20 protein-coding genes are annotated in these 25,930 nt (G+C 67.0%); 18 read left to right on the top strand and 2 right to left on the bottom strand.

The window, feature by feature from the left end; genetic code table 11:
• The first annotated feature begins 1 nt into the window (after position 1).
• The 17 genes from ACQI46_RS09915 to ACQI46_RS09995 all read left to right on the top strand — a co-directional run bounded on the left by ACQI46_RS09915 (position 2) and on the right by ACQI46_RS09995 (position 21,827).
• Positions 2-1,561 (top strand): sugar transferase, encoded by a 1,560-nt coding sequence (locus tag ACQI46_RS09915; protein WP_427093807.1) that lies wholly within the window; start codon positions 2-4, stop codon positions 1,559-1,561.
• Between the two features lie 72 nt (positions 1,562-1,633).
• A complete protein-coding gene (locus tag ACQI46_RS09920; RefSeq protein ID WP_427093930.1) occupies positions 1,634-2,617 on the top strand; it encodes an NAD-dependent epimerase/dehydratase family protein in 984 nt (327 codons plus the stop codon).
• The gene (locus ACQI46_RS09925) at positions 2,617-4,038 is read left to right on the top strand and encodes a hypothetical protein (RefSeq protein WP_427093808.1); all 1,422 of its coding nucleotides are present in this window, start codon (positions 2,617-2,619) and stop codon (positions 4,036-4,038) included. Before ACQI46_RS09920 ends, ACQI46_RS09925 begins: the two co-directional genes overlap by 1 nt.
• Positions 4,035-5,543 (top strand): O-antigen ligase family protein, encoded by a 1,509-nt coding sequence (locus tag ACQI46_RS09930; protein ID WP_427093809.1) that lies wholly within the window; start codon positions 4,035-4,037, stop codon positions 5,541-5,543. The genes ACQI46_RS09925 and ACQI46_RS09930 overlap by 4 nt, the downstream gene beginning before the upstream one ends.
• Positions 5,536-6,615, top strand: a complete 1,080-nt coding sequence (locus ACQI46_RS09935; RefSeq protein WP_427093810.1) for a glycosyltransferase family 4 protein — start codon at positions 5,536-5,538, stop codon at positions 6,613-6,615. Before ACQI46_RS09930 ends, ACQI46_RS09935 begins: the two co-directional genes overlap by 8 nt.
• Positions 6,612-7,763, top strand: coding sequence for a glycosyltransferase (locus tag ACQI46_RS09940; protein WP_427093811.1), 1,152 nt, complete (start codon positions 6,612-6,614; stop codon positions 7,761-7,763). Before ACQI46_RS09935 ends, ACQI46_RS09940 begins: the two co-directional genes overlap by 4 nt.
• The gene (locus ACQI46_RS09945; protein WP_427093812.1) at positions 7,760-8,995 is read left to right on the top strand and encodes a glycosyltransferase family 4 protein; all 1,236 of its coding nucleotides are present in this window, start codon (positions 7,760-7,762) and stop codon (positions 8,993-8,995) included. The genes ACQI46_RS09940 and ACQI46_RS09945 overlap by 4 nt, the downstream gene beginning before the upstream one ends.
• Positions 8,992-10,713: an ArnT family glycosyltransferase gene (locus ACQI46_RS09950; protein ID WP_427093813.1), complete on the top strand. Its 1,722-nt coding sequence runs from the start codon at positions 8,992-8,994 to the stop codon at positions 10,711-10,713. The genes ACQI46_RS09945 and ACQI46_RS09950 overlap by 4 nt, the downstream gene beginning before the upstream one ends.
• Positions 10,706-12,874, top strand: coding sequence for an alginate lyase family protein (locus ACQI46_RS09955; protein WP_427093814.1), 2,169 nt, complete (start codon positions 10,706-10,708; stop codon positions 12,872-12,874). Before ACQI46_RS09950 ends, ACQI46_RS09955 begins: the two co-directional genes overlap by 8 nt.
• Entirely contained in the window at positions 12,871-14,208 is a 1,338-nt protein-coding gene (locus tag ACQI46_RS09960) for a nucleotide sugar dehydrogenase (protein WP_427093815.1), read from the top strand. The genes ACQI46_RS09955 and ACQI46_RS09960 overlap by 4 nt, the downstream gene beginning before the upstream one ends.
• Positions 14,209-14,216: 8 nt before the next feature.
• Positions 14,217-15,392, top strand: a complete 1,176-nt coding sequence (locus ACQI46_RS09965; RefSeq protein WP_427093816.1) for a glycosyltransferase family 4 protein — start codon at positions 14,217-14,219, stop codon at positions 15,390-15,392.
• Between the two features lie 2 nt (positions 15,393-15,394).
• Entirely contained in the window at positions 15,395-16,450 is a 1,056-nt protein-coding gene (locus ACQI46_RS09970) for a polysaccharide deacetylase family protein (RefSeq protein WP_427093817.1), read from the top strand.
• A complete protein-coding gene (locus ACQI46_RS09975) occupies positions 16,437-17,351 on the top strand; it encodes a hypothetical protein (protein ID WP_427093818.1) in 915 nt (304 codons plus the stop codon). The genes ACQI46_RS09970 and ACQI46_RS09975 overlap by 14 nt, the downstream gene beginning before the upstream one ends.
• A 53-nt stretch (positions 17,352-17,404) precedes the next feature.
• Positions 17,405-18,979 carry an acyl-CoA ligase (AMP-forming), exosortase A system-associated gene (locus ACQI46_RS09980; protein WP_427093819.1) on the top strand — a complete coding sequence of 525 codons (1,575 nt, stop codon included), beginning with the start codon at positions 17,405-17,407 and terminating at the stop codon, positions 18,977-18,979.
• Between the two features lie 88 nt (positions 18,980-19,067).
• Positions 19,068-19,358: an acyl carrier protein gene (locus ACQI46_RS09985; protein ID WP_427093820.1), complete on the top strand. Its 291-nt coding sequence runs from the start codon at positions 19,068-19,070 to the stop codon at positions 19,356-19,358.
• Between the two features lie 98 nt (positions 19,359-19,456).
• The gene (locus ACQI46_RS09990; RefSeq protein ID WP_427093821.1) at positions 19,457-20,998 is read left to right on the top strand and encodes an oligosaccharide flippase family protein; all 1,542 of its coding nucleotides are present in this window, start codon (positions 19,457-19,459) and stop codon (positions 20,996-20,998) included.
• A gap of 10 nt (positions 20,999-21,008) precedes the next feature.
• Complete coding sequence (locus tag ACQI46_RS09995) at positions 21,009-21,827, top strand: heparin lyase I family protein (RefSeq protein WP_427093822.1); 819 nt, start codon at positions 21,009-21,011, stop codon at positions 21,825-21,827.
• A gap of 3 nt (positions 21,828-21,830) precedes the next feature.
• Here the strand turns inward: ACQI46_RS09995 and asnB are convergent, their stop codons facing one another.
• Entirely contained in the window at positions 21,831-23,699 is a 1,869-nt protein-coding gene (gene asnB, locus ACQI46_RS10000) for an asparagine synthase (glutamine-hydrolyzing) (protein ID WP_427093823.1), read from the bottom strand.
• 166 nt (positions 23,700-23,865) lie between these two features.
• Here asnB and ACQI46_RS10005 point away from each other — a divergent pair, with 166 nt between their 5' ends.
• Positions 23,866-24,573, top strand: coding sequence for a hypothetical protein (locus ACQI46_RS10005; RefSeq protein WP_427093824.1), 708 nt, complete (start codon positions 23,866-23,868; stop codon positions 24,571-24,573).
• A 40-nt stretch (positions 24,574-24,613) separates the two neighbouring features.
• Here the strand turns inward: ACQI46_RS10005 and ACQI46_RS10010 are convergent, their stop codons facing one another.
• Entirely contained in the window at positions 24,614-25,495 is an 882-nt protein-coding gene (locus tag ACQI46_RS10010) for an MPT63 family protein (protein WP_427093825.1), read from the bottom strand.
• Positions 25,496-25,930: the final 435 nt, after the last annotated feature.

Genomic DNA, 25,930 nt, shown 5'->3' on the forward strand with positions numbered 1-25,930 from the left:
CATGGCACACCCCGACGTCGTCAACGGCAGGCGCGCACTCGTGTCCACGCTGCGTACGCGGGATCCGCTGGTGACCGAACCCGCCGCGGAGGTTGCGGCCACCACGCTCGATGCCCTGCCACCGGCGGTGGTCACCCGCGTCCGTTGGCAGCATCAGTACGCGGGACGCCTCGCGATCAGCGACGCCCTGGTCATCGTCGCAGCGATTGTGCTCGCCCAGTACATCCGATTCGGCGCGATCCTCACCACGCCCGACATCGAAACCCTTTATGTGACAGTCTCGTCGGTGCTCATCGCGATTCTCTGGATGACCGCGATGGCCGCTTTCCGCACCAGGTCGTGCACAGTCATCGGGGCGGGGATCGAAGAGTACCGGCGGGTGGTGGCGGCGTCGTTCACCACCTTCGGAGCCCTCGCGATCGCCGAACTGCTCGCCAAGCTGGAGATTTCGCGCGGCTACCTCGCCGTCGCCCTACCGGTCGGGACGGTCGGCCTGCTGCTGAGCAGGTGGTTGACTCGCCGACACGTGGCGGCGCGGCGGGCCGACGGTGGATACCAGACGGCGGTGCTGGCCATCGGAGACGCAGCATCTGCTGCACATCTGGCAGCCGAGCTGACGGCCGACCCGACGGAGGGCTACCGCGTCGTGGGGGTGTGCATACCGGGGCTTGATACCCAGCACGGGGACTACCTGCCGGTGGCCGGCCGGCAGATTCCGGTCGTATGCGGGGAAAGTCAAGCGCTGCAGGCGGTTCGGACGTACGGTGCCGATACCGTCGCATTGGCGGGTACCGGGCACCTGACCGTACAGCAGCTCCGCCGGCTCATCTGGGAACTCGAGCCGATGGGTGTCGACCTCATGGTCTCACCGGGCGTCGTCGATGTGGCGTTGTCACGGTTGGTGATGCGCCCGATCTCGGGGCTGCCGCTGCTACAGATCGAGAAGCCACAGTATCGGGGGGCGAAACGGTTCCAGAAGCGGGCCTTCGACTTCGGCTTCGCACTGGCGGCGCTGATCGCGACGGCCCCGATCCTGATCGTCTCGGCGATGCTGATCAAGCTCACCAGTCGAGGGCCGGTCTTCTACTGCTCCGAGCGCATCGGAGTCGATGGCCGACCGTTCTGCATGTTGAAGCTGCGCAGCATGGTCGAAGACGCCGATCAGCAGTACGAGAGCCTGGTGGCCAAGAACGAGAGCGACGGGCTGCTCTTCAAGATTCGTGACGACCCCAGGGTCACCCCGGTGGGTCGCCTGTTGCGGCGCTTCAGCATCGACGAACTGCCCCAGTTCATCAACGTGTTGCGCCAGGACATGAGCGTCGTGGGGCCGCGTCCGCCGCTGCGCCGGGAAGTCGAAGCATACGACGGCGATGTGCTGCGCCGGCTTCTGGTCAAACCAGGGATCACCGGACTGTGGCAGGTCAGTGGGCGCTCCGACCTTTCCTGGGACGAGTCGATCCGCCTCGACCTGTCCTATGTCGACAACTGGTCCATGGTGGGCGACATCGTGATCGTCGCCAAGACACTGCGTGCCGTGCTGCTGCGAAGCGGTGCGTACTGAGGGGGAAGCAGTGCCTGTTGTGCTGCACCGGCGAAAGCCGAAATCACTGAGGGATCGAAGGTTCGGAAAATGATGAGGACAATAGTCACCGGCGCGGCAGGTTTCATCGGGTCGACCCTGGTCGACCGGCTCCTGGCAGAAGGTCATCAGGTGCTCGGCATCGACAACCTGAGCACCGGGCAGACCACCAACCTCGAGCATGCCTGCCGTCGCTACGGCCGCAGCGGGCATTTCGTCTTCAACAAGGTCGACGTACGCGCCTCGGCGCTTCACGATCTGGTCGCGGCCACACGGCCCGACGTCGTCTACCATCTGGCCGCGCAGGTCGACCTTCGCGCCTCGGTCGCCGACCCGCAGCACGACGCCAGCTGCAATGTGCTCGGAACGATCAACGTCCTGGAGGCCTGCCGCACCTCCGGGGTGCGCAAGATCGTCTACGCCGCCTCGGGCGGCTCGCGGTACGGTGCACCAACCTCTCTGCCGGTGAACGAGCACACTCCGCCGGATCCGTTGTCGCCCTACGCCGCAGCAAAATATGCCGGCGAGGTCTACCTGAACGCCTACGCGGACATGTACGGCATCGTCCCCATCAGCCTCGGCCTGGCCAACGTGTATGGACCGCGCCAGAACCCGCACGGTGAAGCCGGTGTGATCGCCATCTTCAGCAGCAGTCTGCTGGCCGGCCGACCGGTGACGGTGTTCGGAGACGGAACGGCCAGCCGTGACTACGTCTACGTCGACGACGTCGTCGAGGCGTTCGTGCGCGCCGGTCGCTGTCGGTCTGCAGCGCCCGGGATCTACAACATCGGCACCGGACAGCAGACCACCACCAATGACGTCCACCGCATGATCTCCGAGGCGCTCGGCGGGACACCGCCGCCGCGCTATGCACCTGCTCGCACCGGGGAGGTGCAGGCGATCGCGCTGGATGTGACGAAGGCCCGCGACCACCTCGGCTGGGTACCGTCGGTCGACGTAGAACGTGGCATCAAGAACACCCTCCACTGGTTGCGCGGTGTGCTGGAGCCCGAGCCTCTCGCGGTGTACGGCGCCTGATGAATTCCCAACTCGCGCGGCACATCGACCAGATCCGCCAACGGTGGTGGGTGGTGGCGCTGACGGTCACCCTGACCGTCCTCGCCACGGCAGTCCAGTCATCGGACACCGACGCCACATACGTGGGTAAGGCCCTTCTCGTCCAGTCCTCGCCCGAGAGAACGCCGGAGCAAGACGCGACCATGGCAGTGGGTTACGCGACGCTGTTCAACGAACCCGTGACCATCGGCCGGTTGCGTGAGCGGACGCAGGTGCCCGAGAACGTCACCTTCGAAGCCAGGACCGTCGCGGCCAGTCCGATCCTGACGATCGAGGCGACTGCGCAGGATCCCGAGGTCGCGCAGACTGCCGCCCAACAGGTGGCAGCGGCGTTCAGCGAGGACATCAACTCCGTGCGTAACGCCAGATTCAACACGCAGATTCGTGATCTGGAGCGCCAGGTACAGGTTCTCAAAGCCCAGCCCGAGCCCGACGGCAGTATGAACCCACTGGTTCCCATCGTGCAGCAGCGGCTTGACGATCTGCGTGCCGAGGCCACCGACAACCTACGGGATCTGCAACTGCGCGCCGGCGTCACCAAAATGGAACCCGAGTTCGTGCAGCAGGTTCTTACGGGCGCGTTGGGCGGGCTGTTCCTCGGCGCCCTGGCCGCACTCGGCCTCGCCGCGATGTCACCGCGGCTGACGAACTCCCGCGACCTTGCGTACAAGACGGGGGTCGAGCCGTTGATCGAGGTGCCCAGATCCGGCCTGATCCGCGGAAACCGGTTGCGCGAGGAGCGGTTACGGATGCTGGCGAATTTCATCAGTCTCCAGGAACTCCCCAAGTCCGCGGCGATCACGCTCACGGACTGCCGTGGAGTGCGGGCAGCCCAGGACGTGGCCGAAGACCTGGCCCGGCTCTCCGCCCAGCAGGGCCGCCGCACCGTATTGGTCTACGCGAACAACGAGGGCGCCCTGCCTTCGTCTGCTCCCGGCTTCAACAACGTGTTGACCGACCTCGCACTGGTCGAGCAGGCGTTGGTCGATTCCCCGATGGAGTCGCTGAAGATCTTGCCGGCGGGGTCCGATGTCGCCGACCGGTATCCGCTGATGAGCCGTGAACGTATCGACGCCGTACTCGAGAAGCTACGGGCGGAGGCAGACGTCGTCGTCATCATCGCACCGCCGATCACAGCCACCATCGAGACCCATCCGTTGTGCGCTGCAGCTGATTTCACGATCCTGGTCGTCGGGAAGCGGGTCTCGCGTGCCGGCGACGTCGTCGAGGCAGCCGAGGGTCTGGGCAAAGCCCACGCCGAGTTGCTGGGCGCTGTGCTGGTCGACGGGAAGACACGCGAGACCGTGGGATCCCAGGTGGTGCTGTCCCACCGAGCCGGCGGCCTCGAGGGTCGACCGAGAATTCTGGACCCACGTCGATGATCGCCCTGCACAGCGCCCCGTCGACCGAGACCCAGACCTATCGGGTTCGGGAGCACCTACCCGCCGTCGTCATCGCGTCGGTCGGCACCGTCGCGGTGGGCGCAGCCGTGGCCGTGTCCGTCAACCCGGGTCAGCTTCTGGTCACCCTCGCCACCGCGGGGATCTTGGCAACCTGTGCGTTGAAGAGTCCGCCCTTCGCCGTGATGCTGATGATCGTCACGCTGTTCCTGCGGACACCGCTGGCCGCGGCGAGCGGACTCCCGGTGGAGCTGTGGTTGCTGGTGTTCGTGCTGCTGGTGCTTGCGACGGTGCTGTGGCTGGAACGTACATCGTTGCGGGTGAGTGGTACCGGGCCTGTCGAGTGGACGATGGCTCTGTTCCTGTTCTGGAACATCTACTCCATGGTCTCGCCGCACGAGTACGCGGCGATCGACCCCGCCACCGGTGGACCGTTGCCGGTCGTGCGCTTCATCGTGGTCGCCACGCTGATCCCGTTCACGCTCTACGTGGTCGGCCGCTACACCTTCGACCGTCCTGCAGCCGTTCGCGCACTCCTGTGGACGATCCTTCTGCTGGCCGCGTACTCCGCAGCGGTGAGCATCATGCCGGCAGCCGGGCTGGGCAGCTGGGTCTGGCCCCGGTACATCGTGGACGATCCGGCATGGGACGGCCGTGCCGTCGGCGTGTTCAACCAGCCGGTGGTCAACGGGATGGTGCTGACACTGGGGTTCGCGATTGCAATGTTCTTCGTCAGCAGCCGCGGTGAGCCCGCGTGGCGGAGGTGGTGCGCAGTCGTCATCGTCGCCTCGTGCGGCGTCGGCATCTACCTGACCCATACGCGCGCGGTCTGGCTCAGCGCGGTGCTCGTGCTCGTCATCGGGGCATTGTCGGCCAAGGGGTTCCGGAGCGGGTTCGTCGCCGCTCTCGGGCTCGTCACCACTGCAGTGCTGCTGAACTGGGCGGCTTTCACCAGCAGCGACCGCGAAGCGGGCGGCGTGGCCTCGGCGAGCGAAGTGCAGTCCAGGCTCAACGACATCGAGACAGCATTGTGGGCGCGGACGGAGAAACCGTTGGCGGGCTGGGGGATCGGCCGATTCCCGGCGGTGAACACCTTCCACCACCAACAGTGGTCGCAGGATGTGCCCTGGGCCGGCGGCTACGGCGAGGCCGCCCACTCCAACGAGATGGGCGTGCTCGCCGAGCTGGGTGCCATCGGTCTGGTCCTGTGGTTGTCGGTGCTGGTTCTCATCGTCATTCGGCTGCGCAGCGCGTATCGCTCACTCTGTGACCACGACTTGTGTGGACGTCCGCTGGCGGTCCTCGCGATCATGGCCCTCGCGATCCTGGTCTGCACCGGGCTGACCGTCGACCTCCGCTACTTCGACTTCCCGACCGCCACCACATTCCTGCTTGTCGGAATCGCTGTCGGCTGGTCGGAGCGAGTCAAGAGCCGCGCCGGCGCACCGGTCGGCGACGTCCGACAGGAACCGGTGCGCCATGGTTGACCAGAAGGCGTTGTGGGTGTCCACCAGTACGCAGACGCGGGGCGGCATCGCGTCCTATGTCCGCGCCATTCAGGACACCTCTGTGTGGCAGGACTGGAACGTCCGCCATGTCGCCACCCACCGCGACGGGACCGCTGCGGAGAAGATCGCCGTCTTCGCAAGCGGCACGCTGCGATTCGTCGTCGAGCTGATCCGATTCCGCCCCAGTGTGATTCATCTGCATGCCAGCACCCGGGGCAGCTTCGTCCGCAAGGCGATCCTGTTCTGGATCAGCCGGATCACCGGCACCCCGGTCGTCCTGCACATGCACGGGTCGGGCTTCCCGCAGGACTACGAAGACTCGCCCCGCGCGGTTCGCGCGATGGTCCGCGCGACGCTGCGCCGCGCGGACGCGTTCGTCGCACTCGGGCAGATGTGGGCCGACCGGATGCAGAAGATCGTTCCGGACGCGCGGATCCACGCCATTCCCAACGGTGTTCGCCTTGCACCGCGGGTCGCCCAGCGCTCTGCGGTGCCTCTTTCGGTGGTCTTCCTCGGACGGATCGGCGACCACAAGGGGACCTTCAGGTTGCTCGACGCATGGGCCAAGCTGAACTGCGAGCCCGACTTCGTCACGGCGAGCGGCACCACGGCCACGTTGACGATCGCCGGCGACGGCGAGATCGACCGTGCGCGCCGATACGTCAAGGACCTGTGCCTGGAAGACACGGTCACCGTGCACGGCTGGCTCTCCGAGACGCAGGTCGGTGACATGCTCGACCGTGCGCAGGTGCTGGTGCTGCCCTCGCGCAACGAAGGGCAGCCGATGGCGGTCCTCGAAGCCATGGCCCGCGGCCTCTGCGTCATCGCAGGAGACGTCGGCGGCCTGCCCGAGATGATCGGCGGCGGCGCCGGCATCCTGATTCCGCCCGACGACGCGGAGGCCGTCGCAGACGCGCTGCGGAAGGTCATCGGCGACCACGAGTTGCGCGACCGGTACGGAGCCGCGGCCCACCTCAGAATCCGCGAGCAGTTCGACACCGAGGCAATCGCGCGCCGACTCGACGTGCTCTACCGGGAGGTGTGCGCATGAGCGGCCACCCGACCAGGATGACGTTCGTCGTCCCGCTCATGAAAGCCGGTGGGGCGGAACGCCATCTGACCACCTTGCTGCCACGGCTGGATCCAGCACGGTTTGCGCCGACCGTCGTGTGCATCGGCGGGGAAGGCGACATGTTCGCCGACCTGCGGGAGGCCGGCATCCCGGCAACCGCGCTGAACCTGCGCAAGGGGCAGCCGGTGCGCGCAGTGCGCGAACTTGCGGCCATGTTCCGCCGGGAACAGACCGATGTGGTCGTCATGTCCGGATACAACGCCGAGACCCTGGGGCGCGTCGCGGCGCGGATCGCCGGCGTCGGACACACCGTCCTGTGGGTACACAACGCGAGCGAGATCACGCCGCGCAGCGTGATCCACCGACTGGTGGACCAGGGCCTGAGCCGGTGGACCACAGCCTACTTCGGGGTCGCCAACGCCCAGCTCCGCTTCCTGATACACGAACGCGGTTATGCCGCAGACAGAATCCGGATCATCCACAACGGAGTGGATCCCACACTGTTCGACGGTCCCACCGACCCGGAGGTGCGCGCCGAGTTCGGCATCGGACAGGGCGCACCGTTGGTGGGAATCCTGGGTTCACTGCGGCCGGAGAAGGACCACGCCACATTCCTGCGCGCCGCCCGGCTGGTCCTCGACAGGATCCCGGAAGCCGAGTTCCTCGTCGTCGGGGACGGACGGTGCCGACACGAGCTCGAGCTGCTCTGCGACACCTTGGCAATCACACCGCGTGTGCACTTCGCCGGTGCCCGGTCGGACGTCGGCCGGATCCTGCGCGCGGTGGACGTGTTCGCGCTGACCTCGACCACCGAATGCCTCCCGATGGCGCTGCTGGAAGCCATGGCCTGCGCCCGGCCGGCCGTCTGTACCGCGGTCGGCGGCGTCACCGAGGTGGTTCAAGAAGGAATCACCGGACATCTGGTGCCGCCGAAAGACCCCGTGCAACTGGCTGATCGGCTCATCCGGATCCTCGCGGACCCACTCACCGCGCGTCGAATGGGACGCGCCGGCCGCCGCCACGTCGAGTCGGCATTCACCCTCGATCGCAGCGTGGAAGCCGCACAGAACGCGATCGAGGAACTCGTCACCCCTGCGCACACCCCAGTGGACGGAGTCAACGCATGAACCCACACATTCTGATCCTCGTCGAGAACCTCTCGGTGCCGTTCGACCGGCGGGTGTGGCAGGAGGCCCAGGCGCTGACAGGCGCGGGGTTCAAGGTCACGGTGATCTGCCCGGTCGGAACCACCCAGGACACTTCGCGCGAAGAGGTCATCGAGGGCGTCCGGATCCTGCGGTACCCGCTGCGCCCGGCAACGGGTGGCCCGAAGGGATATCTGCGCGAATACACCCTTGCGCTGTGGCACACGCTGCGCCTCGCGGTCAAGGTCCGCCGGGAGAGCCGGATCGATGTCGTGCAGGCATGTAACCCACCGGATCTGCTGTTCCTGATCGCGCTGGTGCTGCGCCCGTGGGGGACCCGTTTCGTGTTCGACCACCACGACCTCGTACCCGAGCTGTTCCTCTCCCGCTTCGCCCGCGGCGGTCGCTGGCTCTACCGGATGACCCGGTACGTCGAGCGGATCACCTTCGCATCCGCCGACGCGGTGATCTCGACCAACGAGAGCTACCGCCGGATCGCGATCGAACGAGGCGGCATGGCTCCCGGCCGGGTGACCGTGGTCCGCAGCGCCCCCGACCTGAGCCGCTTCGTGCCCCAACCGGAGGACAGAGACCTGTTGCACGGCAAGCGATTCCTGCTCGCGTACCTGGGTGTGATGGGCCCCCAGGACGGTGTCGACTACGCGTTGCGCGCGGTGCGGCTCCTGCGCACCGAGATCGGACGCGACGACTTCCACTGCATCTTCATGGGAGCCGGCGACGTCTTGCCCGACATGATCGAGCTCAGTGCCGAACTCGGCATCTCCGACCTCGTCGAATTCCCCGGCCGGGTGCCCGAAGAATTCGTCGAGAGGTGCCTGTCGACCGCCGACGTGTGTCTGTCGCCGGACCCGTCCAACCCGCTCAACGACGTGTCGACGATGAACAAGGTCGTCGAATACATGGCGATGGGCCGCCCGGTCGTGTCCTTCGACCTCGCAGAGGCGCGCGTCTCGGCCGGAGACGCCGCGGTCTACGTGCCGGAGAACGACGAACTCGGCTTCGCGCGCGCCATCGACACGCTGCTGCGGGACCCCGAGCGCCGCCGCCGCATGGGAGAGCTCGGACGCCACCGGGTCGAAACAGAACTGTCCTGGGAAGCGTCCAGCCGCAGCCTCATCCGGTTCTACCGCGAGTTGCTCGACGCAGGTCGCCGGAAAGAATACGCCCTGGCCGCGGGCGGAGAAGTGGCGTGAGCACCCCCGGGGATCTGCTGGACGCCCCACAGGCGGGCGACGACGCGTCGACGGGTGCCGGCCCCGCCGACGATTCCACCTCGCGCACTCCCGGCATGGTCAGCCAGTTCGCGGTGTTCGTCGGCCCGCTGATGGTTTATGCGCTGCTGCCGACGCAGAATCACAACTATGCCGACGACTCGCTGTCGTGGGCGTACCAACTCACCCAGTCGGGCAATCTGATCAACAGTCATCACCTGTATCTGAACCCCATGCGGTGGCTCTATCAGCTGCTCCTCGATGTGGGTTTGACCGTCAACCCGGTGTCGCTGCTCGCGTTCTATTCGGCAGTGTGGGGTGCGATCGGGCTGGCCGTGCTGTACCGACTGCTGGTGCGGGCCGGTCTCGGCAAGACCGCACTGTGGGGCGCACTACTGTGCGGCGTCAGCGCAGGCTACTGGTCGTACTCGATCGCCGGCGACGTCTACATACCCGCTGCCGCCCTGATGATCATCGGCGTGTACTGCGTCTACTGCGGACTCACCACGCGGCGGACTCGCGGCGCTCGGTGGTATGCCCTCGCCGCGGTCGTGGCGTTCACACTCATGCTGACCCACCATCAGGCTCACGTCGTCTTCGTACTCGGCCTGATCCCCGCCGTGCTGCTGACACGCAAGGCGACGGCGCTGCGGCGAGCGCTCATCGGTATCGCCGTGCCGGCAGCGGTCTGCTCGCTCGCGGTGGCCATCTATGCGGTCGCGTACCTCTCGCTGCCCGAGGAACAGCAACACGGTTTCGTCGCGTTCGGCGTCGGATACGTCGAGTCCTTCGAACCGCGCGCCGACCAGAAGCAAATCGGGATCGGCACCCTGGCCAACATCGCGGCGGGCGAGACCCGCGCCCTCGTCTCGACCAATGTGATGTTCGGCAATGAGGAAGTGGCACAGGCGGTTCAGGACCGATATCCGTACCGCGCGACCTATCCGTTCCCATATCTGGTCCGCGATGTCCCCGCTCCTGTGGCGATGCTGGCCGGGATCTCGGCGGCCATCGCCATGCTGCTGACCGCGCTGCTGTCGGTGCGCGGGTTGTGGGTCGGGCTGAAGGAGAGGGGCCTGGTTCTTCTCGTGACAGTTCCGATGATCCCGCAGCTGCTGTTCTTCGCGTGGTGGGAAGGTATCTCCGACGAATTCTCCCTGTGGACTCTGCCATTGGTGGCCATCCTCGCCGCCCGCGGCGCCGCCCGGATGACCCATCCGCTGCGGTGGCTCAGAGCCACAGTGGCCTGCGTGTTCGTCAGCACCTTCGTGGGTTCTGTCCTGTTGTACTGGAATCCCGCCAATGACATCGACCAGGTGAATGACGGGTACATCTCTTCGCTTCATCACGGCGACCTGCTGGTCGGCTTCGAAGACATCCAGTCCGACTTCCGGATAATGCTCGCCGCCGACCGGCGCGGGTTCGAGTACCTCAACTTCTTCAATGTGCGCGATACCGAGGACGTCCGAGAATTCGACGCTGCCCTGGATGCCGCGGCCGACGCGGGCATGCGGATCCATATCTCGCCGCGGCTCACCCATCCGCCGAAGAGTGCGGTGGCGTTCAAGGAATCCGTCGACCCGGCGTTCGGCTCGCAGCGCGCCGGCCTGCTGGCCAAACTGGCCGCCCTGCCCGGAATCGACTGGCTGCGACCGGCCGTCTTCTCCGAGCGGTACTTCGAAGGATCCGGCGATGTCTAGCCTCGCCTGGTACGCCGGTCGCGCGGCACGGATGTCGCCCAGGGAGGCACTCTGGCGGGTCCGCCGGCTGGCGGACTCGGTAACCGGTCGCGACGGGCTGTCGGAACCCGCCGATGCCGAGATGCTCTGCCACACAACAACGAACTGGCAGGTCCTGACGGAGGGTTTCCGTGCCGGCTCCGGCCGCCCCGTGCTGCTCGACGAGGACCGCGCCCGGCGGGTTTCGGACACGAACCCGGAGCACACCCGTCAGCTGCTCACCGAGGCCGACCGGCTCGTGGCCGGGGAACGGACCTACCTCGGATACGACACGGTGAATGTCGGCACCGCCGTCGACTGGAACGTCGACCCGAACACCGGTTATCGCTGGCCCGCGCTCGCCGGCAACAGGATCGACCACCGGGTGGCGCCCAGTGACCCGAAATGGATCTGGGAACTCAACCGGCTGCAGCATCTGCCCGTCCTGGCCCAGGCATGGCTGCTGACAGGCGAGGACCGGTACGCCGACACGGCATTCGACCATCTCGATTCGTGGCTCGATCAGAACCCGATCGGCACCGGAATCGCATGGCGCGGCGCGTTCGAACCCGGCATCAGGGCGACATCGGTGGCCATCGCACTGCAGGGACTGCGGAACTCACCCGCGTTGACGGCCCAACGGTACCGGCGTGCCGCCCGGATGCTCGACGCGAGTGCCCGCTACTGCTGGCACGCCCGCTCCCGTTTCAGCTCGGCCAACAACCACCTGATCGGTGAGATGACCGGACTGGTCACCGTGCATCTGCTGTTCCCCGAATTGGTCGCGCCGGCAGCACTGTTCGCGCCCGCTCTGGAAACACTCGTGGCGGAGGCCGACCGCCTGGTCCTGTCCGACGGTGCCGGTGCCGAGCAGTCCATCACCTACCAGATCTTCACCGCCGAAATGCTGGCGACGGCGGTCGTGCTGCTGCGCGCCGACGGCGCTCGGGTGCCGGCGGCACTGACCGGGGCGTTGACGCGCGGCGCCCACTACCTGGCTGCCCTGGTCGGATCCGGTGACCCCGACCCCCGCTACGGAGACGACGACGACAGCTTCGCGCTGCGGTTGGGCGCCGAACCCAAACGCACGGTGCGTCAACACCTGGGTATCGTCGCCGCGATCACCGGCGATCCCGTCGCGACGAAGTATGGCGAGAACACCCTCACGGCAACATGGTTCGCCGACGTGCTGGGCACCGACGTCACCGCTCTCGGGGCGGGGATCGGAGCGGCCGACCCGCCGCCGAGCAGCCACGCCGCCGAGGGAGGGCTGGTCGTGCTGCGCAGCGCCGGGCGTCGCGTCACGGTCGATGTCGGACCCCTCGGCCATCTGTCCACCGCCGCGCACGGTCACGCCGACGCCCTCTCGGTCACCCTGAGCGCAGACGGTCACGAGTTGATCGTGGACCCGGGAACCGGCAGCTTCTACGGGGACCCGGCAGTCCGGTCGGTGCACCGGGGCACACGCGTACACCCGACGGTGTGCGTCGACGGCCTCGACCAGTCGGTCGCCGGCGGGCCGTTCTTCTGGAAACGCCACGCGCAGACCATCGTCCACGCAATCGATCTCGGCCGCGGAATCGTCGACGCCGAACACGACGGCTACCTGCGGATCGCCGACCCGGTGCGCCACCGGCGGTGGGTCGTCGCGCCGCCCGGCGAGCCGACCGTGGTCGTGGTGGACCTCATCGACGGCCGCTCGGAGCACGACGTGGCGGTGTCGTGGCCACTGCACCCGGACCTCGAATCGACAGCCGTCCCGGGCGGGCAGCGCATCACCAGAGAGGGCGTTCCCGTCCTGGACGTGTGCTACGGAGCGACCGCGCCGCTCGAATTCGAGCAGGTGCGAGCAGACCCCGCTTCCCACCTCGGGTGGTGGTCGGGACAACTCGAGAACCGGATACCGGCATGGCTGGTCGGTGTCCGGTGCCGAGCTGTCGCGCCGGTGGCGGTGGTGTCCCTGCTGCGGATCGGACACTGCCGTGAGCCCCTCATCCCCGACATCTTCCGGTCGGAGTCGACGTTGACCGTCTGCTGGCCGGAGCGGCGTGCCCGACGCGTGGTGACGATCGATACCGGCCGGCCGGGGGCCGTCTTCCGTGTGCCTTCCTCCTCGACGAAGAGATTGGTGAGCAAATCATGAACGGTCATATCTCGACATCGGTCAGTGTCTTCGGACTGGGATACGTCGGCTGCGTCAGCGCCGTCTGTCTGGCCTCGCAAGGCCACCGGGTGATCGGCGTCGACATCAATCAGCAGAAGATCGACGCACTCGGGCGGGGGGCGTCCCCCGTGGTGGAGGAACGGCTCGGTGACCTCGCAGCCGAGGCGGTCACCCGCGGAGCCCTCACCGTCACCGGCGACACGACGACGGCCGTCCTGCACACCGAGCTCTCGCTGGTGTGCGTCGGCACCCCGTCGGCGCACGGCGGCGGACTGTCGACCCGGTACCTCGAACAGGTCACCGAGGACATCGGTGCGGCGTTGGCCCACAAGACCGCCTGGCACGTGGTGGTCTATCGCAGCACCATGGTGCCCGGTACCTGCGAGAACCTGCTCATCCCACGGCTGGAGGCCGCGTCGGGAAAGCGCGCCGGGGTCGACTTCGGGGTGTGCGTGAACCCCGAGTTCCTTCGCGAGGGCACCAGCGTGCGGGACTTCTTCAACCCGCCGAAGACCGTGGTGGGGGAGACGGACTCCCGCAGCGGCAAGACGGTCCTGGCGCTCTACGACGGCCTTCCGGGCCGGCAGTTCCAGGTGCCGATCAGAGTCGCCGAGATGACCAAGTACGTCGACAACAGTTTCCACGCGCTCAAGGTCGGCTTCGCCAACGAGATCGGAGCGATCTGCTCGGCCCTGGCCCTGGACTCACACGAGGTCATGGAGATCTTCCTGGCCGACACCAAACTCAATATCAGCACCGCCTACCTGCGGCCCGGCTTCGCATTCGGCGGGTCCTGCCTGCCCAAGGATGTCCGTGCGCTCACCCACACCGCACGACGCAACGATCTCGACGTACCACTGCTGTCGAACCTGCTGACTTCCAACGAGAGTCACATGCGACGCGCCGTCGACATGATCATGGCCACTGGACGGCACCGCGTCGGGATCTTCGGGCTGTCGTTCAAACAGGGCACCGACGACCTGCGCGACAGTCCCATGCTGGAGCTCGCCGAACGTCTGATCGGCAAGGGCTTCGAGGTCAAGATCTATGACCCGACCGTCGTCCTGTCACGGCTCACCGGAGCGAACAAGACCGTCATCAGCGAGCAACTGCCGCACATCGGTGAACTGCTGACCGACGACGCCGACGCGGTGTTCGACCACGGTGAACTGCTCGTCGTCGGAACCCGCGACCCCCGGGTCGTCGACGTCATCGACCGCGCGGGAGCCGACCGGTTCATCGTCGACCTGGTTCGGTTGCCCGGCGCGGAGAATCTGCGCGGAACCCCCAACTACCAGGGCATCGGATGGTAGGCGCCGACATGGGAATCAAAATTCTGATGATCGGGCCGTACCCGCTGGAACCAGGAGTGGTCCAGGGCGGAATCGAGTCGGCCACAAGTGTTCTGGTGCCGGCGCTGGCGCAACGCGACGACGTCGAGAGCGTCACCGTCCTGCGGTTCCACAACGGTGAGGCGGCGACCGACATCCGGCGGGAAGGCGCGAAGGTCACCGTTCACTATCTGCGTGGGCAACGCCGACTGCGGACGATCACCGGATCGTTCCTCGACGTACGCCGGACCCGCCGGCTTGCCGCACAGGTCAGACCCGATGTGGTGCACGGTCAGGAAATCGGCTTGTACGGCGATATCGCTCTGCGCTGCAGCCAGAACACCGCCGTGACCGTACACGGTCTGGCGTTCTCGGTGACCGGGGCCGACACCCTCGACGGTGTGCGCCTCCGGGAACGGTTGCGGGACAGGATGGTGCACCGGATGTGCCGGCGCGTGGTGAGCCGTGCGAAGGTGGTCATCTCGATCTCGGACTGGGATGCCAGAGCACTCGATGTCCCGCTACGGGGAACCCGGGTGTGCATCCCCAACCCTGTGGGCGCGGAGTTCTTCGACCTGGCTCCCTCGGGCCCGACTGCGCCTCGCGTCCTGTTCGCCGGGGGTTTCACCCCGAACAAGAACCCGCTGGGAGTGGTGAACGCCTTCGCTCGGGTGGTCGCGGCGGTGCCCGCGGCACGTCTTTCGCTGGTGGGCCCCGCCCCCGATCCGAAATACCTGCAACGCGTACGGGACCGGATCACAGAGCTCGGCATCGGACATGCCGTGGAAATGACAGGGACCGTCGGCAACGAGCAGATGCGCAACGAGATCTCTGCCGCCCGCACGGTGATTCTGTTCTCGCGGCAGGAGAATTCCCCGACCATCCTGGCCCAGGCCATGGCAGCCGGGAAGCCGGTCGTGGCCAGCCGCGTGGGCGGCGTTCCGGAGATGGTCGATGACGGTGAGAGCGGATTCCTCACCGAGCCCGACGACGAAGCGACCTTCGCGGACCGCATGCTGAAGCTGATTCACGACCAGGACCTGTCGCTGCGCTTGGGGCGGCGTGCGAACGCCGTTGCGCGGGAGCGGTTCACAGCAGACACAGTCGCGGACCTGACCGTGGCTGCGTACCGAAATGCGATGGCTCGAGGGGGACCACGATGGTGAGTATGAGAGAACTGAGCGCCCGGATCCTGTGCGCGTGTGCCGTACCCGCGTTTGCTCGCTGGAGGCGGTCGCGGCGGTTGGCGATCCTGATGTTCCACGGGGTGGAGAGCCAACCGTTGTCACCGCCCTGCGACTGGGTGATCGACGCAGCCACGCTGCGTCGCGACTTGCGCTACGTCCGCCGGCATTTCAATGTGCTGCCGCTGGAAGAGGCACTCGAACGCCTCGCTGACGGCTCACTGCCCAGGCGTGCCGCTACGGTGACCTTCGACGACGGGACGCGCAACCTGCTGACCAACGCCGCCCCCGTGCTGCGCGAACTCGGGGTGCCCGCGGCGGTCTTCCTGGCCACCGGGCCGATGGGAACCCGAGAGCTGCTGTGGCCGGACCGGCTCTGGGAGGCCTTCGCCAGGACGACGCGAACCGAGATCGACCTGACCTCGCTCGGCCTCGGTGTTCACCCGCTGGACAGCCTGGCCGAGCGGATCCAGGCCCGCGACAACACGATCGAGGCGTTGAAGCGACTCCCCGACAGCAGGCGGCTCGCCGAGATGGCGTCGGTGGTCGATTCCCTGGGTCAGCATTGCGGCCCGACCGGAGGGCCGTTCCAGCTGCTGTCCTGGACCGAGGCGCTGGCTCTTGCCGCAGACGGGTTGGTGACCCTGTATCCGCACAGCGTCACGCATCCCATCCTGTCGCGTTGCGACGACGCGAAACTGGACCACGAGGTGTCGGAATCGTGCCGAGCGGTCGAGATCAACACCGGGCGAGCGCCCAGGGTCTTCGCGTACCCGAACGGGGGCGTCGAGGACTTCGACTGCCGAACCAGGGAGGCGCTGCGCCGCAACGGTGTCAGGTGGGCACTGTCGACGACCAACGGCTTCGCCGACACCGACTCTGATGCTTTTGCGCTTCCACGCATGGGCTTTTCGACAGATCAGTCCTTCGCGGTGTTCAAACTGAAGATCTCCGGATTCGCGCTACGACCCCGACGATTCCCTCGGGCGGAGAGCCCAGCGCCGGTACGACGGGAGGTGGCCGCCGATGTCGTCGCCTAGCGTCACAGGACCGCCGAGGTCCGCGCGGACACCGGCGAAGTCGCACGTCGAACTTCTGCCGATCACCCCGCCGGACCTACCGGCGGTGGCACGGTTCCTCCACGACGAGCTCAACCCGGAAGTTCCGGTCGATCGATGGGCAGCCGAGATCTTGCCGACCTGGGATGTGGCGCAACCCAATCACGGCTTCATGCTTCGTTGCGACGGTGCCGTCGTGGGGGCACACCTCGCCCTCTACTCCGAGCGTGAGATCGACGGTGTCCAGCACCACTTCTGCAACCTGGCGGGATGGTGCGTCGCCGAACCGTACCGATGTCATGCGCTGAGCCTGCTGCGGGCCCTGCTTCGGCAGAAGCGCTACCACTTCACCGACCTGTCCCCGATACCGGACGTGATGACCCTGAACACCCGTCTGGGATTCGTCGCGCTGGCGACCTCGACGGTCGCGGTACCGAATGTGCCCCGGCTCGTGCGGCGGCAGGGCATCCGGGTCTCCTCCAGCCGCCGCAGAATCGAGAAGAGCCTGCGGGGGCGCGATTTGGCCGTCTATCGCGACCACGCCCGTGCCGCCGCCGCGCACCATGTCGTCATCACCAGAGGCGACCGGACCTGCCACGTGATCTTCCGGCGCGTCCCCCGCATGAATCTCCGACGCCGGCTGTTCGCCGCGTTGGTGTACGTCAGCGACCCCGAGCTCTTCCGAGCCGCTCACGCGCACTTCTTCCGACATCTACTGCTGCGGCACGGCATACCCGCAACGATCGTCGAATCGCACGTTGTCGAAGGTTCGTTTCCCCGATCCAGGGAGGTGTCACCGAACCCCAAGATGTACCGCAGCGACAGCTTGAGGCCGGAGCAGATCGACTACCTCTACAGCGAACTCACCAACATGCGGTGGTGATCGGCGCACCAGGCCCGCGCCGATCACCCACCGGAAGGAAGCGATACCCGCCCATGAGAAGCAATGTGCACCACCTGATCGAGCAGCGGGCGCACTCACATCCCGGCAGCCCGGCCCTGACGTACGCCGACCACACCGCCAGCTACGCCCGACTGTGGGCGGACATCCGCGGCGCAGCAGCCGGATTGGTGTCCCTCGGCCTGCGCAGGGAGCAGCGCGTCGCGATCTACCTGGAGAAGCGCATCGAGACGGTCACCGCCATCTTCGCCACATCGCTGGCGGGAGGCGTCTTCGTGCCGGTCAACCCGGTGCTCAAGGCCGGCCAGGTGCGCCACATCCTCGGCGACTGCGCCGTGACCGTCCTGGTGACCTCGCCGCAGCGGTACGCGGTACTCGCCGAAGAACTCCGGAATTGCCCCTCATTGCGGCACGTCGTGCTGGTCGGGGCTGCTGACCTGCCTGCACACCCCGACCACCACTACACGCTGCACTTGTGGGCCGAGCGTTGCGCGGTACCCGACCCGGACGTCGCCCCCAGCGGCGCGATCGATCTCGACATCGCGGCGATCCTGTACACCTCGGGAAGCACCGGCCGGCCCAAAGGCGTTGTCCTGACCCACCGCAACCTCATCGCCGGCGCCGAGAGCGTGGCGCAGTATCTGCAGAACACCGCCGACGACGTCCTGCTCGCCGCCCTGCCCTTGAGTTTCGACGCCGGATTCAGCCAGCTCACCACCGCGTTCAGCGTCGGGGCACATGTGGTGCTGATGAACTATCTGCGGCCATCGGAGGTGCCGCGCCTGTGCGCCCGCTACCGCGTCACCGCGTTGACCTGCGTACCGCCGTTGTGGATCCAGATCGCCGAGCAGAACTGGCCACCGGAAGCCATCACGGCACTGCGCTACTTCGCCAACACCGGCGGTCGACTGCCGAAACCCACGCTGGACCAACTGCGCACGCTCTTCCCGCACGCGCGACCGTTCTTGATGTACGGGCTGACCGAAGCGTTCCGGTCCACCTATCTCGATCCCTCCGAAGTGGACCGCAGACCGGACTCGATCGGAAAAGCCATACCGGGCAACGAGATCCTGGTTCTGCGTCCCGATGGCTCTCCGTGTGACCCCGGTGAGGAGGGTGAGCTCGTGCACCGGGGGCCACTGGTTGCGCTCGGCTACTGGAATGACCCGGCACGCACCGAAGAACGGTTCAGACCGGTGCACGGGCACGTCGACAGCTGGCGCGCCCCCGAACGGGCCGTGTGGTCCGGAGACACCGTCGTCGCCGACGAGGAGGGCTTTCTGTACTTCGTCGGCCGTGCCGACGACATGATCAAGACGTCAGGCTACCGGGTCAGCCCGACCGAGATCGAAGAAGTCGCCTACGCGACGCGGCGGGTCCGGGGCGCCGTCGCGCTCGGCGTGGATGACGACGATCTCGGTCAGCGGGTGGTGCTCGTCGTCACTCCCGTCGACCCCGCCGCATTCGACGCTTCGGCATTGGCAGCCGATCTGCGGCAACGGCTGCCCCTGTACATGGTGCCGTCGTCGGTCGTGGAGTGTGCGGAGATGCCACGCTCGCCCAACGGCAAGTTCGACCGGCCCGCGATCCGCGCGGCGGTGGGGGCATGAACGCGACGATCTCCGCCTTCGCGCGGGTCGGCGGCCACCCGGCCGAAGTGCTCGTGTGAGTCAACGAAATCAACAGGGAGGGAAGCACATGCACTACACCGCAGAGACACTCGACGGTGTCAAACAGATCATCGTCACCACACTGGGCATCCAGGACCGGGCGGACACGCTCGACGGGTCGACCCCGTTGTTCAACAGCATGCCCGAGCTGCATTCGATGGCCGTCGTCGCGCTCGCGGTCGCCCTGGAGCGTCATTTCGACCTGCAGATCGACGACGAGGACCTGACCGGTGAGGTGTTCGAGACGATCGGCACCCTTGCTGAATTCGTCGAGGCCACCCGGAACGCGAGTCAACTGTCCGTGCCAGAGATGGGGTAGACCTACATGCCGACTCTGGTCCCGACGTCGACGCGGGGTGCGCACCTGGCCGCTGCGCAGGCAGATTCCGGACGAACTCCACCTCGTGATGGCCTGCCATGAATGACGAATCCGGTCCGGGCGTCCTCGACGGCGAAGCCGGGGCACCGAGTGCGCTCTCGGCGACGCTACGGCGTGGTGCCGCGATCGCGACGGGGATCATGGTGTTCACCCAACTCGTGTCCTTCGCCCAGACGCTTGTGCTGGCCAGGCTGCTGTCACCGGTCGAGGTCGGCTGGTTCGCCGCAGGCACCGTACTGTCCGGCTTCCTGGTCACGTGTGCCGAAGGGGGGATGGCCAACGCGCTGGTGCAGCGCAAGGGCCGCATCGACGACGTCACCGCCACCGTCTTCTGGGCGATGCTGCTCGCCGCTATCGGATGGGCTGCTCTGGCGTTGGCGTGCGCCCCACTGATGTCACGGATCTTCGACAGCGACGTCGTCGGACTGATCGCGGCGGCATCTGCCGGGACGATCATCCTGCACACGTTGACCTACGTGCCGGACGCACTGATGCAGCGACGCTTCGACTTCCGCGCGCGCTACATCGTGCAGCCGATCACGGTGGTGAGCTTCGCTGTCACATCGGTGATCCTGTGCGCCAACGGGTTCGGGGTATGGGGCCTGGTGCTGGCCTCCTACTGCTCTGTCCTCCTCTGGCTTGCCGCGAGCTGGAGTCTGGCCGGGTGGCGACCCGGGACGGGCGGGCGGCCGTCGTTCGCTCTGTGGCGCGAACTGGCCGGTTTCTCACTGCCGCTGGTGGTGTGGCACCTGGTCAACCAGGCCCGTGATCTCCTTGAAACCGCATTGGTCGGCGCCGTGTTTAATGCCGCTGCACTGGGCCATTACCGTTACGGCCGCCGGCTCGGGGAATTGCCCGAGATCGCGGTCGTCGACGTCGGATCCTATGTGCTGTTCCCCGCCTTCTCCCGGCTGGCCGGCGATGTCGAGCGGTTTCGATCGGCATTCCTTCGGGCGCTGCAGGTGCTCTGGTGCGTGGTCATCCCCATCGCCGGGTTCATCGTCGCCGTCGGCGAGCCGCTCGTGACAGTGCTGCTCGGGGAGAAGTGGCGAGGAGCCGGCGTGATGTTGGTGGCCCTGGCCGGTACTGGCCCCGGGGTTGCGCTGACTGCCATCGGCCTGGAGTCCATCAAAGGGCTGGGCCGTACCCGCCTGTTGCACTGGGTGACGATCGTCGGCACCGTGCTCGGGATCGGCTTGTTGTTCGCACTCCTGCCACTGGGCCTCACAGGAGTCGGACTGGCCCTGTCGGTGTCGTCGGTCGCCGCCGGCCTGCTGAGCCTGCTGCTGGCGCGGCGGCCGGCAGGAGTGACGATGGGAGAGCTCATCGCGCGGTTGATTCCGCCGGTGATCGTGGCGGCACCGCCGGCCGTCGCGCTGTTCCTGATGGAGCATCTTGTCGCCCACTCCGATCAACGGGGGTTCCTCCTGGGAACGACCATCCTGCTCATGGAAGCCGTCGGTTACCTCGTGCTGTACGGGATGTGTCTGGCGCTGTTGGCGCCCGCGTCCTGGCGGCAAATCTCGTCGGTGGTGCGACAGATGCGCCACCGGGATCCATCGATTCAAGAGCAGACCTGAAGGAGAAGTCGTGTCCCACAGGTGGAGATCACTGGCCGCGGTCATCGCGCTCACCCTCGTCGCCGGGTCCGTCGGTGGCGGCGTGCCTTCGGATGCAAAGGCGGCGACGATGTTCATCGGAGACTATTCGACGGGTGATTTCCGCCAGTGGGCCAGTGTCCAGAACCCCTCGTACAACGGTCCGGGACGCAGGTACGTCCCGACGTATTCTGCGCGCGTGGTCGATGATCCGGTCAAGGGCAAGGCCGCACGTTTCGAAGTGCGCTCAGGTGACTGGCCCGGATTCGCCGGCGGCGAGCGCTCCGACGTGGGCTCCGACGCAAGGGAGACAGGCGGAACCGAAGGCCAGACGCGTTGGTACACCTTCTCGACGATGTTCGACCCGAGCTTTCCGCAGAATCACGCTGACCTGGGCTGGGGTGTCACCAATGGTTGGCACCCGGATTCTGCCATCGGCTCCTCGGGTTTCGAATGGGTCGTGGGTTCGAGGAACGGGTTCTGGTCGCTGGTCGTCGACGTGCAGACCAGCCCAGGGGTGTACGTCGGCGACTACACCATCTTCGAGACACCGATGAACGTGGGCAGTTGGCACGACGTGAAGATGCAGGTGAACTGGTCGACCGACCCGGAGCGGGGATGGATTCGATTGTGGCTCAACGGTGCCCGCCAGAGATTCGCCGACGGCTCGGACACCCACTACCTGGCCACCCTGGTTCCCGGCACCACCACCTGCTACTACAAGGAGGGCTACTACCGGAAGGCGGCGCAGCCCACCGGCGTCGTGTACCACGCCGGCTTCCGCGCAGCCACCGACGAAGCGGACCTCTGACTCTCAGGCGTCCAGGTTCAGCTCCGCCGGGTCGCAGCCGTCCAGGAAAATCCGCGCCCAGACCTCCAGGGTCAACACGCTCCAGAGCTCTTTGCCGAAGTCGTAACGACCAGATCTGTGCACCTCGAGTGTGTGGCGTACCCGGGCCGGGTCGAGCAGCGGATCGGGCCGTGCCTGCGGCCCCGAGGTCAGACGTTCCAATGCCGTGCCCAGGCTGCCCCGGAACCAGGGGGCCACCGGAACGAGGAACCCGATCTTCTTGCGGGACAACACCTCTGCCGGAAGACGGCGCCGGGCGATCTCGCGCACCACCATCTTCGTGTGTCGCGGCGACGCCTTGAACCGTGACGGGAGTCGCGCCGCGAACTCGGCCAGTTCGTGGTCGAGCAGCGGCATCCGTCCTTCTATCGAGGCCGCCATGGTCATCTTGTCGCCCCGGACCAGGAGATTGTCGGCGAGGTAGCTTTCGACGTCCACGGCGAGCATGCGGTCGAGGGGATCGAGGTCGGCGTCGATGCTCGACAACAACCCGCCCAGTGGCCGCAGCCCGTCCGGTGACAGTCCAGCCAGCCGGTCGGCGCCGAACCAGGCCGGCCACCGTTGCCCGGGATCCGCTGTGGCCAGCGCTGTCACGGCCATCCGGGCGCGCCGCGGAAGTCGGTGCCACTCGGCCAGCCGGCGCAGCCGGCGCTCTCCGAGCACCGCACGCGCCGGTCGTCCGGCACGGTCGAGCAGGGCATCCACGCGGTACTTCGGGTATCCGCCGAACAGCTCGTCGCCGCCCTCTCCGGACAGCACGACGGTGACGTGCTCATGCGCCATCCGGGACAGCGCGAGCAGGGGTATCTCCGACGGTTCGGCCAGGGGCTCGTCGCGGTGCCAGACCGCGGTGGGCATGAGGTTGAGGAACTCGGCGGGCCCCAGCCGGGTTTCGTGATGGCGCGTGCCGAAGGCCTGCGCGGTGGACCGGGCTGCAGCCAGTTCGTCACTTGCCCATCCTTCGTCGAAGCCGATCGAGAACGTGCGCACCGGCTCGTCGGTCAACTCGGACATGAACGACAACACGGTGCTCGAGTCCAGTCCTCCGGACAGGAAGCAACCCAGCGGGACGTCGCTCACGAGGCGCCGGCTGACCGCTGTCCGCATGAGCTCCTGCGCCTCGTCGGCGGCTTCGGTCAGCGTCGCCGTCGCGGATTTCCGGTCGAAACGCAGCCGCCACCAGCGCTCGATCACGACGCTGTCGCTGCTGAGGACCAACTTGTGGCCCGGCGGCAGTTGCCGCACCGAGCGAAACAGGGTCCGCGGACTCGGCACGTAACGCAACGCGAGGTAGTCCTCGATCGCGGCGTCGTCGACATCAGTCGACACACCGGCGGCGAGAAGGGCTTTGATCTCCGAGCCGAACACCACCTCGCGTCCCCTGCGGGAGTAATACAGCGGCTTCTTGCCGAAGCGATCCCGTGCGACGAGCAGCCGACGGCGGTTCTGGTCCCACAGCGCGATGGCGAACATGCCGACGAGACGGTTCAGCACGTCATCGCCCCACTGCTCGTAACCGTGGACAAGAACCTCGGTGTCACAGCGAGTCGTGAAGGTGTGGCCGTGCCGCTCCAGTTCGGTGCGTAGCTCGCGGAAGTTGTAGATCTCACCGTTGAAGACGACGGCGACCGTACCGTCCTCGTTGAAGATGGGCTGGTCCCCGCCCGCGAGGTCGATGATGGCCAGCCGGCGCATTCCGAGTGCCAGACCGGGTCGCTCGAACCGTCCCTCGCCGTCGGGGCCGCGGTGGAAGATAGCTGCCAGCATGCGATCGAGCCGCCTGGAACCGGGATCCGCGTCCTCGTCGTTCCAGATACCACAAATGCCGCACATCAGCAGTCCCCCCGCTCGAGTGCTCAGACACAACCCGCACCGCTACAGATTCTGTCAAGATTTGCCAGATCACGCCGCATAATGTCGAGTACGAGGGCCTGCGAAACCGGCGTAACACAGTGAGGCCTCGCGCATCCGTCATGCCCGGCCTACTACTCTTGGCCAGATGAGCTCCTCCGAGCCACCTACTGCCGACGACGAGGACACCGGCCCGCTGCACGTCGACCGGCTGCAGAGACCCGCCGATGGGCCGGCGCCACGTTTCGACGCACCGCTGTCGGTGAATCCTCGCCCGGTGCAGCGCAATCGCCGTCCCGTCGCCTTGGTGGGAGCGGCGACCGTGGCCGTCGTGACGCTCGGAGTGCTGGCGTGGGCGATGTGGCCATCGTCGGAGGAGCCTGGGCAGTCGACCACCGACACCGCGAGCACCACGCCGACCGTGTCGCAGTCCGAAGCCGAAGACCGCCTGCTGCGACTGGTGCCGCGCGGCTACGCCGACGGGGTCTGCGCACCTGTCGTCCCGCCGAAAGGCGCACTGGCGCAAGTGAGTTGCGGAGCCAACACGGATGCGGGCGGTCCGCTCGCGGCGACCTACACCCTGGCTCGCGACGACGACGCGCTGCAGACATTGTTCGACGACATCGTCGACACCTCATCGGTGGTGAACTGCCCGGGCAACATCCAGTCGCCGGGACCGTGGCGCCGCAACGCGACGCCGGACCAGGTGGCCGGCACGCTGGTCTGCGGGTTCCAGCAGAACAAGCCGACGGTCGCGTGGACGACCACTGCCGAGAAGCTGGTCAGCGAAATCCACTCAGGGCCGCAGGGGCCCAACATGGTTCAGCTCTACACCTGGTGGTCGTCACACTCCTGACCGGTCGGGTGACCGGCCAGGAGTGTTGCCGAACGGCCTGTCAGGCAGGTGGTGCGGGGACGACCGTGGTCGTCGGCGCCGCGCCTTCCGGAAGCGGGGTGCCGGAACTGCCCTGCGGCAGCGCGGTCCCGGCGCTACCCGCGGGTGCGGGTGCGGGTGCGGGCGTGGCCGCTGCCGGGACGGGGGCCGGGCCCGGCTCGGCGGCCGGGGCGGCGCCTTCGGGGAGTGGGGTGCCGGAGCTGCCTTCGGGGAGCGGGGTGCCGGAGCTGCCCTCGGGGAGCGGGGTGCCCGAACTGCCGGCCGGGAGGGCTTCGGGAGCGGGGGTGGCAGGAACAGCGGCCGGCTCGGCAGGGACGGCGGATTCCGCCGGAGTGCTGTCCTCAGCGGGCGCAGCCACCGACGGTGACGTACCGGTGCGTGCCGGGGTGGACCCGGTGGCTCGGCTCGGCGGAGCCGGCGGCGGTTGTACCCAGACGATCAGATCCGCGGCTCCGTCGTTGTAGACGACGCTGTCGGGCTGTTCGCCGGTGACATCGAAGTAGATCTTGCCCGTGGTCTTCTGGCCCTGGGCAATGGGCGACGGGTTGACGCCCTGCTCGGTGGCGACGCCGAACAGCACCCGGTACGTCTCGCCGTTCTTGGCGCGTGCGTTGAGGTTGGAGATGATCGGGGTGGCCGAGCCCGAGACGGCTTCGTCGGTGGCGGTAGCCTCCCACAGCGTCCCGGCCGGCTGGTACGGGATGGAATCGGTGCTGGGCTTGAGCCCGGTGATCGTCCAATGCTGGATGATCATGCCGTTGACGAGCTCACCCGGCTGTCCGAGGTGCTTGACGTCGGCGTCGGCGCCGGCCACCGGTGCTCCGGTGAAGGCCAGTGCCGCGGCGGCGACTGCAGCAGCAGCCCACGTGGGCTTGAGTTTCACTATTTTCCTCCTGGTTTCGTTCATCGAGCAGCGAGGTTGTTTCCCCGAAGCAAAGTAGCAGGTCGGGTGCGGCCCAGTGAGGGTCTCGACGCTGCGCGACCAGCAGCTTCGTGCCGACGGTGACCCGACGCAGAATTTGCCCATGCTTCCAGTCGCGACGGTGTGTGAGGTCGCTGCCGTCATCGACCCGACGGTCGGCAAAGCAAGATCAGTTTGCGGAAGGACGGCGCCGGCGGCCGTACCGGTTGCCTCTGCCGGGGCCAAATCTGCCAGGTACACTGCGCATCGACCATCGGCGCAATTGCTTTCGACGCGCCTGCGGGGAAGTCTTGACAGCCGCGCCAGCAAACTCATAGATTCGGTCCGCCGGGGGTTGTGGTGGGAGTAACGTTCAAGACGTCACGCGCGCGGCGCCACGCTTTTCACGAATCACGA

The sequence above is a fragment of the Mycobacterium sp. SMC-4 genome (assembly GCF_050205565.1).
In the GTDB taxonomy this organism is placed as follows: Bacteria; Actinomycetota; Actinomycetes; order Mycobacteriales; family Mycobacteriaceae; genus Mycobacterium.